General features: G+C 67.3%; 15 protein-coding genes and 1 pseudogene. 5 read left to right on the plus strand and 11 right to left on the minus strand.

The genetic code is table 11. From position 1 onward, the window contains the following. Positions 1-93: 93 nt before the first annotated feature. The gene (locus tag LK409_RS22385; protein ID WP_041937084.1) at positions 94-1,167 is read right to left on the minus strand and encodes a DUF6817 domain-containing protein; all 1,074 of its coding nucleotides are present in this window, start codon (positions 1,165-1,167) and stop codon (positions 94-96) included. A 167-nt stretch (positions 1,168-1,334) separates the two neighbouring features. On the opposite strand from LK409_RS22385, the pseudogene LK409_RS22390 reads away from it, so the two are divergent. Further along, positions 1,335-2,129 (plus strand): annotated as a pseudogene (locus tag LK409_RS22390) (MetQ/NlpA family ABC transporter substrate-binding protein). Positions 2,130-2,168: 39 nt separating this feature from the next. Here the strand turns inward: LK409_RS22390 and LK409_RS22395 are convergent. Then, positions 2,169-2,693: a DUF934 domain-containing protein gene (locus LK409_RS22395; RefSeq protein ID WP_010925795.1), complete on the minus strand. Its 525-nt coding sequence runs from the start codon at positions 2,691-2,693 to the stop codon at positions 2,169-2,171. Then, positions 2,686-4,428, minus strand: coding sequence for a nitrite/sulfite reductase (locus LK409_RS22400; RefSeq protein WP_010927449.1), 1,743 nt, complete (start codon positions 4,426-4,428; stop codon positions 2,686-2,688). The genes LK409_RS22395 and LK409_RS22400 overlap by 8 nt, the downstream gene beginning before the upstream one ends. A gap of 340 nt (positions 4,429-4,768) precedes the next feature. Here LK409_RS22400 and LK409_RS22405 point away from each other — a divergent pair, with 340 nt between their 5' ends. Next, positions 4,769-5,314, plus strand: a complete 546-nt coding sequence (locus tag LK409_RS22405; RefSeq protein ID WP_010927450.1) for an REP-associated tyrosine transposase — start codon at positions 4,769-4,771, stop codon at positions 5,312-5,314. A gap of 64 nt (positions 5,315-5,378) precedes the next feature. Here LK409_RS22405 and LK409_RS22410 read toward each other — a convergent pair whose 3' ends face one another. From LK409_RS22410 to LK409_RS22430, 5 genes are all read right to left on the minus strand, one after another. Beyond that, the gene (locus LK409_RS22410) at positions 5,379-6,137 is read right to left on the minus strand and encodes a branched-chain amino acid ABC transporter ATP-binding protein (RefSeq protein ID WP_003819071.1); all 759 of its coding nucleotides are present in this window, start codon (positions 6,135-6,137) and stop codon (positions 5,379-5,381) included. 2 nt (positions 6,138-6,139) lie between these two features. Beyond that, positions 6,140-6,847, minus strand: coding sequence for an ABC transporter ATP-binding protein (locus LK409_RS22415; RefSeq protein ID WP_003807646.1), 708 nt, complete (start codon positions 6,845-6,847; stop codon positions 6,140-6,142). A gap of 16 nt (positions 6,848-6,863) precedes the next feature. Continuing rightward, positions 6,864-7,745 carry a branched-chain amino acid ABC transporter permease gene (locus LK409_RS22420; RefSeq protein ID WP_003819072.1) on the minus strand — a complete coding sequence of 294 codons (882 nt, stop codon included), beginning with the start codon at positions 7,743-7,745 and terminating at the stop codon, positions 6,864-6,866. Positions 7,746-7,755: 10 nt separating this feature from the next. Further along, the gene (locus tag LK409_RS22425) at positions 7,756-8,745 is read right to left on the minus strand and encodes a branched-chain amino acid ABC transporter permease (protein WP_010927451.1); all 990 of its coding nucleotides are present in this window, start codon (positions 8,743-8,745) and stop codon (positions 7,756-7,758) included. Positions 8,746-8,847: 102 nt separating this feature from the next. Further along, positions 8,848-9,765, minus strand: coding sequence for a LysR family transcriptional regulator (locus LK409_RS22430; protein WP_010927452.1), 918 nt, complete (start codon positions 9,763-9,765; stop codon positions 8,848-8,850). Positions 9,766-9,886: 121 nt separating this feature from the next. Between LK409_RS22430 and LK409_RS22435 the strand changes: the two genes are divergently transcribed. Both LK409_RS22435 and LK409_RS22440 read left to right on the plus strand, forming a co-directional pair. Beyond that, a complete protein-coding gene (locus LK409_RS22435) occupies positions 9,887-11,119 on the plus strand; it encodes an amino acid ABC transporter substrate-binding protein (protein ID WP_010927453.1) in 1,233 nt (410 codons plus the stop codon). A gap of 68 nt (positions 11,120-11,187) precedes the next feature. Next, entirely contained in the window at positions 11,188-12,606 is a 1,419-nt protein-coding gene (locus LK409_RS22440) for an amidase (protein ID WP_003807657.1), read from the plus strand. A gap of 21 nt (positions 12,607-12,627) precedes the next feature. Here the strand turns inward: LK409_RS22440 and LK409_RS22445 are convergent, their stop codons facing one another. Together LK409_RS22445 and LK409_RS22450 are read right to left on the minus strand one after the other, a co-directional pair. Then, positions 12,628-13,278: a carbonic anhydrase gene (locus LK409_RS22445; protein ID WP_003807659.1), complete on the minus strand. Its 651-nt coding sequence runs from the start codon at positions 13,276-13,278 to the stop codon at positions 12,628-12,630. Positions 13,279-13,411: 133 nt separating this feature from the next. Next, complete coding sequence (locus LK409_RS22450) at positions 13,412-13,756, minus strand: FxLYD domain-containing protein (RefSeq protein ID WP_003807662.1); 345 nt, start codon at positions 13,754-13,756, stop codon at positions 13,412-13,414. 239 nt (positions 13,757-13,995) lie between these two features. On the opposite strand from LK409_RS22450, the gene LK409_RS22455 reads away from it, so the two are divergent. Further along, positions 13,996-14,319 carry a PsiF family protein gene (locus tag LK409_RS22455; protein WP_010927455.1) on the plus strand — a complete coding sequence of 108 codons (324 nt, stop codon included), beginning with the start codon at positions 13,996-13,998 and terminating at the stop codon, positions 14,317-14,319. A gap of 157 nt (positions 14,320-14,476) precedes the next feature. On the opposite strand, the gene LK409_RS22460 is transcribed toward LK409_RS22455, so the two are convergent. Then, a complete protein-coding gene (locus tag LK409_RS22460) occupies positions 14,477-15,517 on the minus strand; it encodes a cyclase family protein (protein WP_041937085.1) in 1,041 nt (346 codons plus the stop codon). Between the last annotated feature and the right edge of the window lie 4 nt (positions 15,518-15,521).

The following is a 15,521-nucleotide window of genomic DNA, read 5'->3' on the forward strand; positions in this document are numbered from 1 at the left end:
CCCGCTGGGACAGGCACACGAACGGTTGACTGCCAAGACGGTATCTCTCCCGCATGGAGAGCGGTACCCGTTGACGGAAGTCGCGCCGCGGCCCTAGCCCACCAGGCCCAGTCCGTTCAATCCGCCCAGCGTGGCCGGCCATTGGCGGTCGCGGGCATTCTGCAGCAGGATGCGCGCCCAGGCCATCCAGCCCGACCATTCGATGCGCTTGTCCCAGCTGGTTCCCCAGGCCTGCAAGGCCGCCAGGCCGGCGGCGGCCTGCTCGAGGGCGGTGTCGTAGTCCTGCGCGGTCAGCGCCAGCTGCGCGAGCAGCAGGCGCGGCTCGGCCACCCAGGGGTTGTGGGCGATGGCGGCCTGCAGCAAATGGTGCGCGCTGTCCATTTCGGTCATGGGGTGCATGCGCGTGATGACCTGCCAGTACAGCGCGGCGGCGGCCGCCTCGTCGCCGGCGTCGAGCACGGCGGTGCAGTGGCCGAAGGCGGGCGGCGTCGGGATACCGGTGCCGGCGGGCAGCGTGGACAAGGGCTGCAGCAGGCGCGAGAGCATGCCCAGGATGCGGGCCGGCGGCTTGAGCGGGCCGGGCCACAGCGAGGCGGCCCAGTGCGTCGAGGTGTCGCGGCGCTCCTGGTGGGGATAGCCGGCGAAGATCTCGTCCTGCCAGCTATGCCACTGTTCGCCGACGTCGGCCGCCGACACCACGATGAAGGCGGCCACCTGGCGCGGCGTCAGCGTCAGCGGCTGGCCGTCGGCGCCCTGCAGCGCCAGCCCCGTGGCGCCACGGCCTTCGCCCGCCAGGATGCGCTGCACGAACTGGGTGCGAGGCATGGCGCAGAACAGGTGCACCCATTGCTCGGCTTCTTCGCCGAGGTACTGGCGCAAGGTGGCGCGCTCGCGCTCACGGTCGAACAGCGTCAGGTCCACGTACTCGTTGCCGTACACGCTGTGGAACAGACCCAGCAGGCGCACTTCGCGCGGTTGGTTCCACAGCGCCAGCGTGCGATAGACGCCCAGCAGATGGTGCTTGAACGTGCCGGCCTTGTGCCAGTCTTCGCCGGCGCTGCGCGCAAACAGCAATTCCAGCAGGGCGGGCAGGTCGGCGTCGATGGCCGCGTAATGATCGGCCAGCAGGGCGCGGGCGTGGGGATGCAGGTCAGCAGGGGACGACATGACAGGTACGGCGCAAGGCAAAACCGCTATTGTCGCCCGTGGCGGCCCGTACGCTAATAACCGTATGGTCTTTGGATATGCGCTTTCATCGCTTTTCGTTTTGAGGACGGCTTCGTAGAATCGGCCCCTTGCCGTCCGGCGTTTTTCCTCTTCTTCGTGAGCTTTCCATGCGTATCCGCCATCTCGTCGCCGCTTGCGCGGCCCTGTTCAGTATTGCCACCGCGCCGGCCCTGGCGCAGGACGCCGAATTGAAGGTCGGGGTCACGGTGGGGCCGCATGCGCAGATCGGCGAAGTGGTCAAGAGCGTGGCGGCCAGGGACGGGCTGCGCGTCACGCTGGTCGAGTTCAGCGACTTCATCCAGCCCAACGCGGCGCTCGACGCCGGCGAACTGGACCTCAACATCTACCAGCACCGGCCCTTCCTGGATGCCCAGAACAAGGCGCGCGGCTACCGCCTGGCGCCGGTCGCCAGCGCGGTGGTGCAGCAGATGGGCGTGTATTCCAGGCGTCACCAGACGCTGGACGCCTTGCCGCAGGGCGCCAAGGTGGCGATACCCAACGACCCGACCAATGGCGCGCGCGCCCTGCTGGTGTTGCAGGCGGTCGGCCTGATCGAGCTCAAGCCGGGCGTCACGGTCAACGCGTCGTTGTTCGACATCGCCGCCAACCCCAGGAACCTGAAGTTCCTCGAAATCGAGGCGGCGTAATTGCCGCACTCGCTGGCCGACGTGGATGCCGCGGCGGTGAATTCGGCCTATGCCATTCCGGCCGGGCTGTCGCCGGCGCGCGACGCGCTGGCCCTGGAGAGCAAGGAAGCGCCGTTTGCCGTGGTGGTGATCGCCGCGCGTGAAGACAACAAGAACGATCCGCGCATCGCGCGCTTTATCAAGGCGTACCAGTCCGAAGAGGTCAAGCAGTTCGTGGCCCGGCAGTTTCCGGGCGCCTACAGCACGTCGTGGTAAGCAGGCGCGCGGCCGCCGCGCTGGCGCGGCGGCCCTGTTTCAGGCCGCCAGGGGGGCCGGGTAGGTGTGCTGGTAGTGCACGCTGAAGGTGCGGAAGGCGGCCAGCGCCCGCTGCGGATCGTGGCCGGGCTTGACCAGGAAGCTGTCGAAACCCACGCGCGCCTGGTAGTGGATGGTGTCGATCATGACATCGCCCACGGCGCGCAATTCTCCGTCCCACCCGTAGCGGCGGCGCAGCAACTGCGCCAGCGAATAGCCGCGCCCATCCGTATAGACCGGAAACTCGATGGCGATGAAGGACAGCGCGGCCCGGTCGAGCTCGCCGTCGGGGCCGGTCAGTTCGTCCAGCCGCGCATCCGGCGGCAGCTGCACGCCCACCGGATGACGGCGCGCACGCAGCGTCGCGGCGGCGGCCTTCCAGGTGGCCAGCGTCACCAGCCAGCCGGGTTCGTCGGGCGGCGTCTGGTCGGCGGGGCCGTCGGCCTCGGGGGTGAACAGGCGCGCGTCGTCGGCCTGCAGGCGGCCGGCGCGGATCAGGTGGTCGGGGTGGCTAGCTTCAGGCATGAGCGGGCTCTTGCTGGGAGGCGGGTTTGGCGACGGCCGGGTCGGCGTAGACGTCGCGCTTGAAGGGGTCGATGCCGACGCGGTCGACCACGTCGATGAAGCGTTCGGCGTCGCTGTCACGCAATTCCAGGTAGGTGCGGATCAGGCGATCGATCACGTCGGGGATCTGCGTGCGTGCGAACGACGGGCCGATGATGCGGCCGATGGCCGCGCCGCCGCCGCGCGGCGACTCCAGGTCGGGCAGCGGCTTGGCCGCGCCATTCTGGCGGCCGCCCAGCGTCACCTGGTACCACTCCTCGCCGGCCTTGTCCACGCCGAGAATGCCGATGTGCCCGACGTGGTGATGCCCGCAGGAATTGATGCAGCCCGAGATGTTCAGGTCCAGTTCGCCGATTTCGAACAGGTAGTCGAGATCGTCGAAGCGGCGCTGGATGGATTCGGCCACCGGGATGGAGACGGCATTGGCCAGGGCGCAGAAGTCGCCGCCCGGACAGGCGATGATATTGGTCAGCAGGCCGATATTGGGGGTGGCCAGGTTAAGTTGCTGCAGCTCCTGCCAGAGGTCGTGCAGCCGGGCCCGGCGCACGTCGGCCAGGACCAGGTTCTGCTCGTGCGAGACCCGCAGTTCGCCGAAGCCATAGCGTTCGGACAGGTCAGCCACCGCGTCCATCTGGTCGGCGGTGATGTCGCCGGGCGGCACGCCGGTGGCCTTCAGCGACACCGTCACGGCCGCATAGCCCGCCACCTTGTGCGCGCGCACGTTGGTGCGCAGCCAGCGCGCGAAGCGCGGGTCGGCCTGGGCGCGGGCGTCCGTGGGATCGGGCTCGCTGGCCGCGGCGCTGTCGTAGTCGGGCCAGACGAAGCGGCCCGCGATGGTGTTCAGCTGGTCCTCGGTGATCGTATCGGGGCCGTCCTTGAGCGATTGCCACTCCTGCTCGACCTCGCGCGCGTAGACCTCGGGCGTGAGATCCTTGACCAGGATCTTGATCCGCGCCTTGAACTTGTTGTCGCGCCGGCCATGCAGGTTGTACACGCGCAACGCCGCCTGCAGATAGGTCAGCAGGTGCTGCCAGGGCACGAACGGATTGATCAGGTGGCCCACTATGGGCGTGCGTCCCAGCCCGCCGCCGACCCAGAAGCGAAAACCCAGCTGGCCGTCGCGCTCGACCGCCTGCAGGCCGATGTCGTGTACGCCCACCGCCGCGCGGTCTTCGACCGCGCCGCTGACGGCGATCTTGAACTTGCGCGGCAGGAAGGCGAACTCGGGGTGCAGGGTCGACCACTGGCGGATGATCTCGCACCACACCAGCGGATTGACCAGTTCGTCGGGGGCGACGCCGGCGAAGTGGTCGCTGGTGGTGTTGCGGATGCAATTGCCGCTGGTCTGGATCGAATGCATCTGCACCGAAGCCAGTTCGGCCAGGATGGCCGGCACGTCTTCCAGGCGCGGCCAGTTGAACTGCATGTTCTGGCGCGTCGAGAAGTGGCCGTAGCCGCGGTCCCAGGTGCGTGCGATATGCGCCAGCTTGCGCAACTGGCGCGCGGCCAGCATGCCGTAGGGAATGGCAATGCGCAGCATGGGCGCGTGGCGCTGGATGTAAAGCCCGTTCTGCAGGCGCAGGGTGCGGAACTCGTCTTCGGTCAGCTGGCCGTCGAGAAAGCGCCGCGTCTGGTCCGAGAATTGTTCCACACGCTCTTCGACCAGTTGCTGGTCGACTGGATCGTACACGTACATGTCTTACTGCCCTTCGGGGTGCGATGCATGGCGCGGGCAAGCCCGGAAGACGCCATCCTGGATTGATGCACATAACCGTAGCAGCACAGCCAACCCGCCGTCTAAGTCATTCTGGTAATAACGGTATAGCGGCGGCGGGGAAGCGCGTTGGAGCCTGGCAGGGAAGTGTGTGGGTGCCTGTCCCCCTGCGGGGACAGGCACCCCGGAGGGGGGCATTGGGGACAGGCACCAACTGTGCATGCCTCGCGCGAGATTCAGTGGGGCAAAGAGATCTCGTTGCCATACGACGTCATGCGCGTGCGCGATACCCTGAGGCACGTGATCTGTCCAGGAGTGCGTCGTGCCGCGACGAGCCCGCATTGTGCTGCAAGGCCATCCTCACCATGTTGTCCAACGTGCGCATCGCCGCCAGCAGATATTTACTGATGAAGCCGATTGCCTGCCTTATTTGAACGATCTGCAGCGGGAGCGGCGACGTTTGCAAGTGGCAGTCTACGCATGGTGCCTGATGCCCAATCACGTCCACTTGCTGCTTGCCCCTCTGCATGACTGCCGTGCGTTGTCGCAGATCATGGGCAAGCTGGCGGGCGGAGCCGGTCGGAGGTTCAATCACAGGCATGGCCTGTCCGGTACGCTGTGGGAGTCCAGGTACTACTCTTCGGTTATCGGAACGGAAGAATATTTCCGGGAGTGCTGCCGATACATAGAACTGAATCCCGTACGCGCAGGCATCGTGGACAGGCCGGAACAATACCCATGGTCCAGCTATCGCGCTCGGATGCTGGGCCAGGGCGGCGTGGATGCGCCTCCCGGCTACGACGCGACTTCGCCGCATGGCCGGCTCGATTTGGCCGCGTATGCCCGCTTCGTGCAGGAGGGTATGTAGCGGCGCGTCAGTCGGTGTGGTGGGGGGGCGGGTGCCTGTCCCCGCGGGGACAGGCACCCGGGGGTCAGTCGATCTTGTAATCCATCCACGACGCGACCATGTCGCGCAGGCCGCCGTCGTGGCCGAATTGTTCGTGGGCGCCCTCGGCCTTGTTGCGGCCGAGTTCGAGGATGTACATGTAGTCGGAGATCTCGGCGCAGCGGCGCACGTTCTGGTCGACCAGGATGACCGTCATGCCTTCGTCGGCGAAGCCGCGCACCAGGGCGTAGATTTCCTTGGAAATCTTGGGCGCCAGCATGGCGGTGGGTTCGTCGAGCAGGATGACCGAGGGCTCGATCAGCAGGGCGCGGCCGAACTCGACGAAGCGCTGCTGGCCGCCGCTCATGCTGGAGACGGGGTCATGGCGCTTTTGCGCCAGGATGGGAAAGCGTTGGTAGACCGAGTCGATGCGGCGGCGCACCTTGTCCTTGTCGCGGCGAAACGGCCAGCAGCCCAGCACCAGGTTGTCTTCGACGGACAGCTCGCCGAACAGGCTGCGGTGCTGCGGGACGAAGGCCACGCCGCTGGCGGCGCGCTCGTGCGAGGGCTGGCGGCTGATGTCCTGGCCGCGCAGCATGATGCGGCCGCCGCGCAGCGGCAAGAAGCCGAACAGGGTCTTGAGCACGGTGGACTTGCCCGCGCCGTTGGGGCCGATGATGCCGGTGACCTGGCCGGCGCGCGCCTGTACGCTGACCCCGTTGAGGATGGTGATGTCGCCATGGTAGGCCACGGTGACATTGTCCAGGGCGAACACCGGCTCGGTCGCGGCGGCGGAGGTCGGCATGGTCAGGCTCCCAGGTAGGCTTCGATCACGCGCGGATCGGTGCGTACGCGATCGGCGTCGCCTTCGCACAGGATCGCGCCTTCGTTCATGACGATGATGTGGTGCGACAGCTGGTAGATCGAGGTCAGGTCGTGCGAGACCAGCACGACGGAGCAGCCGTGCTCGGTCGGGACGTCGCGGATGATGGCGATCAGCAGTTGCGCCAGGGCCGGGTTGACGCCGGCGAACGGCTCGTCGAGCAGGATGACTTTGGGCTGCGCCACCATGATGCGCGCCAGCTCCAGCAGCTTCTGCTGGCCGCCGGACAGTTCTTCGGCGTGGTTGTGGCGCAGGCGGTGCAATTCGACCTTGTGCAGCCAGTATTCGGACTGCGCGTAGCGCTCGTCGGCGCTGCGGCCGGTCTGCTGCTGCGCGACGTCCAGGTTGTCCAGCAGGCTGAGGTGCTGGAAGACGCGCGGCACCTGGAAGGTGCGGCCCACGCCCAGGCGCGCCACCTCGTGGACTTGCTTGCCGGCGATTTCGGCGCCGTCGAGCTCGATGCTGCCGGCGTCGGGCACATACAGGCCGTTGATGCAGTTGAGCATGGTGGTCTTGCCCGACCCGTTCATGCCGATGATGCCGAGAATGGCGGCGCGCGGCACGTGCAGGTCGACGCCGCGCAGCGCCACCAGCCCGCCGAAGCGCTTTTGCAGATTGCTGACTTTCAACATGGGCGACGGCCTCCGATCAGCGCAGGGCGCGGTGGCCGAACAGCCCGGTGGGCCGCACGAAGATCATGGCCACCATCAGCACGAAGCCGCAGATCGTGGCGATGGAGGGGTTGAAGAACACCACCGACACCTGTTCGGTGACGCCGAACAGCATGGCGCCGACCAGCGCGCCCACGGGGTGGCCCAATCCGCCCAGCACGATGACGATGAAGCCGATCAGGGTGTAGTCGTTGCCCATGAAGGGAGAGAACGCCGGGAACACCATGGCCACCAGCACGCCGGTGACGGCGGCCAGGCCGATGCCCAGGCCGAACGCCACGGCCGACAGCCGCTCGGCGTTGATGCCGACGATGCGCACGGCGTCGCGGTTCATGATGATGGCGCGCAGGGCCTTGCCCATCTGGGTGCGGTACAGGAACCAGGCCAGTACGGCGACCACGGCCAGCGCGATGGCCAGGGCGATCAGGCGCACGGTCGGGATCAGCACCGGTCCGATCTTGAAGAACACCGGTTCGATCTCGTAGGGCAGCGAGCGTGCGTCGGCCTCGAAGGCCAGCAGCATGATGGCCCCCAGCATGATGGACACGCCGAACATCAGCAGCAGCGAGCTGATCTCGGGGTCGTCGGCCTTGGACAGGCGCGGGATCAGCACGAAATACAGGACGTAGCCGGCCAGGAAGAAGGCGCCGAAAGCCAGCGGCAATGCCAGCAGCGGGCCGATGCCGGCGTATTCGAGCAGGTAGTACGCAAAATAGGCGCCCAGCACCAGGAACTCGCCGTGCGCGAAGTTCACCACGCGCAGCACGCCGAAGATCACGTTCAGGCCCACGCCGATCAGGCCGTAGATGGCGCCCAGGATCAGGCCGTTGACCAGGCCCTGGATAATCAGTCCGCTCATGTCCGGCTCCTCAGGCGATGTATTGGCGCAGTTGCGGGTAGCGCTTGAGCAGGCTGCCGACGATGCCGCGCGGCAGGAACAGCATCAGCAGCACGATCACCAGGCCCAGCAGCAGCAGGTTGAGCACCGGGAATTTCTGCCAGATCAGGTGGTCGATGCCCAGCAGCGCCAGCGTGCCGACGACCGGGCCGATGATGGTGCCGAAGCCGCCGGCCATGGCGTAGATGATGCTCTTGGCGGTGATGAGGACGTGGAAGGCGTATTCCGGATCGACCACGTTGGTGTACCAGGCCTCGATGCCGCCGGCCAGGGCCGGGAACAGCGCCGCCAGCAACCAGGCCTTCAGGCGCGTGCGCGGCACGTGGATGCCGACGCAGGCGGCCGCCGCGTCGTCGTCGCGGATGGCCTTGAGCGCCTTGCCCAGGCGCGACACCGAGAGCCAGGCGACGGTGGCCAGCGTGGCGGCCATGACGGCCAGCATGGCGTAGTAGCTGTGGGTCGGGCTGTTGGCGCTGGAGAGGATCAGCCCCATGCTGCCGCCGGTGAAGCCGTCGGGCAGGTTGGAGATCAGCAGCCGCATGATGGTGGCCAGCGCCAGGCTGACGATGCCGAAGTACACGCCGCGCAACCGCAGGGTGGGCGCGAACAGCAGCGCGATCAGCAGGCCGACCACGCTGGCGGCGGCCAGCGAGGGCAGGATGGGCCAGCCCAGCACCTTGTAGCAGATGCCGGTGGTGTACGCGCCCACGCCGTAGAACACCACGAAGCCGAACGGCAGGTAGCCGGTGAAGCCCACGCAGATGTTCATCGCGCTGGCTATGGTCACCCACAGCATCAGGTAGAACGCGAACGAGATGTTCGACGTCGCCATCGGCACGACGGCCAGGCTGAGGGTCAGGACGGCGAAGATGCCGGTGGCAATGCGGGTGCGCGTGCGTTGTGTCTGCTGGTCCTGCAGGCGGTGGGACGCGTGCGCCGAGGCGGCAAGGCTGCTGCTCATGACTCCCTCCGGGCCGATGTGGAAAACAAGTGGCCGTCTGATCGAAGTCGATTATGAAACGTTTGGGGTGCCAAAACCATAACTACAGGTTAAGTATTAACCCTAGTCGGCCTTGGAAAACGACTCCGCAAGCACGTCGCGCAGGTGCGGGATGAACTCGGCGGCGATGCGCGAGAGGGGGCGGTTGTTGGCGTGGACGGCGCTGATGTGCAGCGGGATGTCCTCGGCCAGCGGCACGATGGCGATCTCGGGCCAGATGTTCTTCATGACCGTGAATTCGTCGACGATGGCGATGCCCGCGCCCGCGTTGACCAGGGCGCAGGCCAGCTGGCTCCAGGGCACGTCGGCGCACATGCGGCAGGGCAGGCCGGCCTGCTCGAAGGCGCTTTGCACCAGCATGCCGTAGGGCATGCGCGTGCCGACCACGATATGGGGGTGGGGCGACAGGTCGGCCAGCGTGACCTGCCCGCGCTCGGCCAGCGGGTGGCTGCGCGGGATGGCGGCCACCATGCGGCCCGTATGCAGCGGCAGCGAGGTCAGGAACGGGTGGTCGGCCTGCATGACGACCAGGCCCAGCTCGGCCTCGCCGTGCAGTACGTCGTTGATGAGGTGCGGCAGGGCGGTGGCGTTCAGGCGCAGCAGGATGTCGGCGTGGGTGCGCTGGAAGCGCGCCACGGCGCGCGGCACCAGGTACTGGGCCAGGCTGGGGATCGAGGTCAGCCGCAGCACGCCGGCGCCATGGCCGGCCAGGGCGTCGGCCAGGTCGTTGACGCGCTGCATCATGCGCTGGGTCTTCTCGATTTCCTCGAAAAGAATGCGCACCTCCGGGGTGGGCTGCAGCCGGCCGCGCACGCGTTCGAACAGGTTCAGGCCCAGCTGCTTCTCGGTCTGCGCCAGCATGCGGCTGACCGCCGGCTGGCTGATGTTCAGCAGCCGGGCGGCGGCGCTGATCGAGCCGGCGGTGACGATGGCCCACAGCATTTCGGTCTGGCGGTAGCTCAGTTTATTCAAAGCGTGCACTCCATGCCTATTTATTATACGCTATTTCTCGAATTGCTCAAAGTGTGAGCAGTTCCAGCCTGTCCGCCCTGGTGCGGCAATGTCCGGTGGTTCCTATCTGTGCAATGCAAGGAGCATTTCCATGTCCAGAAAATCGTGGTTATTCCGTTTGCCCGCACTGGCGATTGCCGCCGCTGCGCTGGCGCCGGCGACGGGCGCCGCCCAGGCGTCCGACAAGATCCGCATCGGCATGACAGTGTCGTCGACCGGCAGTTTTGTGTTGGCATCCCAGTCCGGGGTGCGCGGCGTCGAGGTTTGGGTCGACGACGTGAACCGGCGCGGCGGCATCGAGATCAAGGGCAAGAAGTACCCCGTCGAGCTGGTCAAGCTGGACGACCGCAGCGACAAGCAAATGGTCACGCGCGTTTACGAACGCCTGATTGTCGATGAAAAAGTCGATCTCGTGTTCGCGCCCTTCGGCTCGACCCTGACGGCCGCGGCCGGCACGGTGACCGAACGGCTGGGCAAGTACATGATGGTGTGGTCGGCCGCCAGCGACGACCTGTACAAGCAGGGCTTCAAGTACATGGTGTCCGGCACGCAGATGCCGGTGTCGGCCATGCTGCGCGCGCCGATGGCGCTGGCCGGCAAGCTGGGCGTGAAGAAGGCGGCCATCCTGTACTCGGACGAGCCGTTCCCGGCCGGCCTGGCCGATGGCGGCCGCGCGCAGGCGGCCAAGAACGGCATCGACGTGGTGCTGTACGAAAAATATCCCAAGGGGCAGAAGGATTTCAGCACGCTGCTGCAAAAGGCCAAGGCGGCCGGCGCCGATGCGCTGGTGCCGACCTCGTACGAGGGCGACCTGATCAGCATGACGCGCCAGATGAAGCAGTTGGACATCAACTTCCCGTACACCTTCATGGTGTATGCGTCCACGCCGCAGTTCCAGGCGATCGGCGCGGACTCCAACTACATCTTCAGCCACACCAACTACCATCCCGCCATCAACTGGAAGGTCAATGCCGGGCTGACGCGCGAGCAGTTCGGCAAGGCCTACGACACGCTGTTTCCCAAGGCCGAGTTCCCGCCCGACTTCCAGACGGCCCTGGCCTATGGCGCGGGCGCGCTGACCGAGGAGATCATCAAGAAGGCCGGCGCGACCGATGCCGCCGCGCTCAAGCAGGCGTCGATGGATCTCTCCGACAAGGTCACCGTCATGGCCGGTCCGTACGCCATCGACGAGACCGGCAAGCAGTTGCAGATGCCGTTCCCGGTGGTGCAATTGCTGCCGGGCAAGGGCATGGTGCCCGTATATCCGGAGGATGTGGCGGTCGAAAAGGCGGTGTATCCGGCACCCGCCTGGAACAAGCGCTGAGCGCGGGTATCGCAGTGGCCGGCGCGCGCCCGGGCGCGCGCCGCTTCAGGTCGTATTCCGAGGAAATCATGTCTGAACTTGCATTTTCCAGCCTGGCCGAATTGGCGCGGGGCCTGGAAGCGGGCCGCTACAGCGCGGTGGAACTGGCGCGCCACTACCTGGCGCGCATCGCGCGCGCCAACGAGGCCTTGCACGCGTACGTCAGCGTCGACGAGGCGGGCGCGCTGCGGCTGGCGCAGGCCGCCGACGCGCGCCGCGCCGCCGGCTATGCGCTGGGACCGCTCGATGGCCTGCCGATCGCCATCAAGGATTTGTGCGAGATCGAGGGGCAGGTCACCACGGCGGGTTCGGCCGCCTGGCGCGAGCGCCGCAGCAAGGTCACCGGGACGGCGGTTCGGCGCTTGCTGGCCGCCGGCATGGTGGTCCTGGGCAAGACGCACATGGTGGAGTTCGCCTTCGGCGGCTGGGGCACCAACCCGGTGATGGGCACGCCGCGCAACCCCTGGGACTTGTCCCACCCGCGTATCCCGGGCGGTTCGTCCAGCGGTTCGGGCGTGGCCGTGGCCGCCGGCCTGGCGCCGGCCGCGCTGGGCTCGGACACGGGCGGGTCGGTGCGGATCCCGGCCGCGCTCAACGGTATCACCGGCCTGAAGACGAGCGCCGGGCTGATCAGCCTGCACGGCGCGGTGCCGCTGTCGCAGACCCTGGATTCGATCGGCCCGATGACGCGCGACGCGTATGACGCCATGCTGCTTGTGCAAGCCCTGGCCGGCCCCGACGCGGCCGACCCGGCCACGCTGGGCGTGCCGGCATTCGTCTATGCGCCGCCGCGCGAGGGCGGCCGGCCGTTGGCGGGTCGCCGCATCGCCGTCATGGCCGAAGAGAATTACCCGCTGGCTGTCAGCGCCGACGCGTCGCTGGCCGTGCGGCAGGCGGCCGACACCTTGCGCGCGCTGGGGGCGGAGGTGGCGACGGTGGCGACGCCTTTCGATTTCACCCGGCTGATGCATGCCAATGGCCGCATCATCGCGGCCGAGGCGTATGCCCTGCACCGCGGCTACATCGACGATGCCGCCTTGCCGCTGGGCGAATTCGTGCGGGCCCGGGTGCAGTCGGGCCGGGCCATCGGCGCGGCCGACTATATCGCGGCCATGCGTGAACATGCCCAGGCGCGCGCGCAATGGCGCGCCTGGATGCAGGACTACGATGCGTTGCTGACGCCCAGCCTGCCCTTTGCCGCCTGCCGCCTCGACGAGGTGGACGAGCAGGGCACGCCGCTGGCGGCGTTCAGCCGCGCCGGCAACTTCCTGGGCGCCAGCGGGCTGGCCCTGCCCGCCGGCTTTTCGGCCGATGGCCTGCCGGTTGGCGTGCAATTGATGGGCAAGCCCTTCGACGATGGGCTGTTGTGCGGCCTGGGCGTGGCTTTCCAGCAGGCGACCGACTGGCACCTGCGCACGCCGGACCTGCGTGCGGCAGGCCTGGCCTGACGCACGCGGATGCGGCGCGCCTCAGGCCGCCGCGTCTTCTTCCAGCCAGGGGGCGAACTGGCCCGTCGCGCGGTCAAGCACGTACAGCAGGCCGGTGGCCACGCCGAAGTACGTGCCGTGCAGTTCGAGCTCGCCGCGTTCCACGCGGCTGCTGATGGACGGGAAGGTCATCAGGTTCCGCAGGCTTTCTTCGACCACGGCCAGTTCCAGCCGCTTGATGTCGGTGGCGCGATCGCCGGTGGACGGGCCCAGCCGATCGGCGACCGGGGAGATCTGCGACATCCATTTGCCGATGAAATCCATCTTCGACAGCGGCTCGCCGTCGTCGTAGAACGAACGGATGCCGCCGCACGAGGCGTGGCCCAGCACGACGATGTGCTTGACGTTCAAGCCGTTGACGGCGAATTCGATGGCCGCGCTGGTGCCGTGGAAGGACGACTCGGCGTCGGGCTCGCAGGGCGGTACGAGGTTGGCGACGTTGCGCACGACGAAGATCTCGCCCGGGCCGGCGTCGAAGATGACTTCGGGGGAAACGCGGGAGTCGCAACAGCCGATCAGCAGGATTTCGGGTTTCTGGCCTTTTTCGGCCAATGCTTCATATCGACTGCGCTCGCTGTGGAAGCGGCCTTGCAGGAAGGCGTGATAGCCGTCGGTAAGTCTTTTGGGAAACATGATTCCATCCTAGAGAGTCTGGCGCGGGGGCGTCCCGGGATTGGACGCGCGGCCGGCTCGCCCGAACGGGCGAGGCTGGCGCCGACAGGAAAGGATTTTCCCATAACTTGGGTCCGGGCACCGGCGCCGGCCGTCATTCCGCCTTGATTTCGATGGCGGAGAAGCGCTCGAAGGGTTGCGGCGTGGTACTGCGGATCTGCCATATTTCGCCTGGCGCGATGGGACCGATGGATTGCTCCTTGACCCGCCCGATCTCGCGCCCCTGCGAGTCGTACAGCGCGAACACCACCCAGGCGCGGCCGATGCGCTTGGCGCCCTGGTTGCTGAGCGAGCCGGTAATGGTACTGACGCCGGCGGCGGCATCGCGGGTGGCCTGCAGATTGCCCAGCGTGACGCCATACGGCAGGCTTTGCGCCAGCGCGCCGGTCGCCGCCAGAAGCAGTGCGGCGGCCAGGCTAGCGAGACGAGTTTTCATCATGGTCTCCTGTAGCGGCGCTTGCGCCGCTGCAGTTACACCATAAGCCGGCCCGCGACGGGCGCGCAACCCATAAAACAGCCTAGGCCGTAAACATTGGTGGCCACTTGTGCCGCAATGCGCCGGCAGGGAACTTGCTACGCGCATCGGTTTGGCAGATCATTGGAAGCCGGCCGACGGGCGCCGGCGCATAGGGCCGCCGCGCAAGGCTGTGCGAGCCGGGCGGCTCCAGGGAGGAATCCATGATTTCCCGCGTGAGCAAGTTTGCTGCTTGTACTCTTGTGTCCCTGTTTTGTTCCACGGCCGCCTGGGCCCAGGCCTCGGCCAGCAAGGAACTGACGCCACAGCAAAAACGCATGGCCGAATGCAACAAGTCGGCAACCGGCAAGACCGGCGACGAGCGCAAGGCCTACATGAGCAGTTGCCTCAAGGGCGAGGAATCCGCCAACAAGCTGACGCCTCAGCAGCAGCGCATGAAAGACTGCAATTCCCGCGCTTCTGAACAGGCCCTGACCGGCGAGAAACGCAAGGCCTACATGAGCACCTGCCTGTCGGGAAAAAGCTGAAGCATCATTCCCGCGTGCCTGTCCCCGCACGGGGAGTGGCACGCGCCGACTTGGGTGCCTGTCCCCGCGGGGACAGGCACCGCCGCGGCCGTTGCCGAGATCATGGGCAGGTCGCCGTCATCGGGTGCCTGTCCCCACCGGGACAGGCACCCGATGGTCACGCTGTCGCCACAGGCGTCACCGGCGAGCCGATGGCATGGGGCAGGCGCAGCGGCGGCGCGGTCAGCATGAAGCGGTGGCGGCCGTTGGCGTGCAGCCATTCGGCCAGGTCCTTGAGGTACCACAGTTCGGCCAGCGGCAGGCCCAGCTTGAACAGACAGTGGTGGTGCAGCGGCAGCATGGCGCGCGGGCCCTGGCGTTCGCGCGCGGGGTAGGCCTCGACCGCGTAGTTGTCGGCGCAGATGGCGGCGATGCCGCTGTCGGTGATCCACTGCAGCAGTTCGGCGTCGGTGCCGTCCAGCGCGGCGCCATATTGATGCAGCACGTCGGCGTCGGGCTTGCCGTTCATGCCGACCACGGCTTCGGCGTAGCCGGTGCGCAGCACCAGCATGTCGCCGGACTCGATCTCGATGCCGTCTGCCGCCAGCGCCTGCGTCAGTTCCTTGTAGCCCACCAGCGTGCGTCCGGCGCCGTAGTGGCGCGCCAGGTCCAGCAGCACGCCGCGGCCCTGCACGCTGTGCTGGGCCAGGTTCTCGATGCCCAGCTTGAGCGCGGCCGAGGGGCCGCCGGTATTGCAGCCGCAGCCGGCGTGGTCGGCGTCGGCCGGCCCGACTATGTCGATGCCGGCGCGGTAGCCGTTGTAATAGCACAGCTCGGCGCGGCCGTCGCCGTCGGCATCGAACAGCGCGCCGACGTGGGCCAGCGAATCCCATTGCGTGGAGTACTGCATCGATAGCAGCACCTGGTCGTCGCTGAGCACATCGACCGCGTCGGGGTTGAGATTGCGCAGCGGGAAGTTCACGTACGGCGTGTCCTGCAGGCGCGTGGGGCTGAGCTGCGGCGGATGGCGCCGCGGGTTGAGCACGTTGCCGCCGGGCAGGTCCAGCGGCAGCGACAGGCAGAAGCTGCGGCCGGCGCGGATTTCCTGCGCCGCCTTGAGCACTTCGGCCGGCGTGATCAGGTTCAGGCGGCCCAGTTGGTCGTCCGGGCCGAAGTCGCCCCAGTTCGAACCGGGCGGCCGTTGTTTCCAGCGTTGCATGCCG

This window comes from Bordetella parapertussis (genome assembly GCF_020735925.1).
GTDB lineage: Bacteria > Pseudomonadota > Gammaproteobacteria > Burkholderiales > Burkholderiaceae_B > Bordetella > Bordetella pertussis.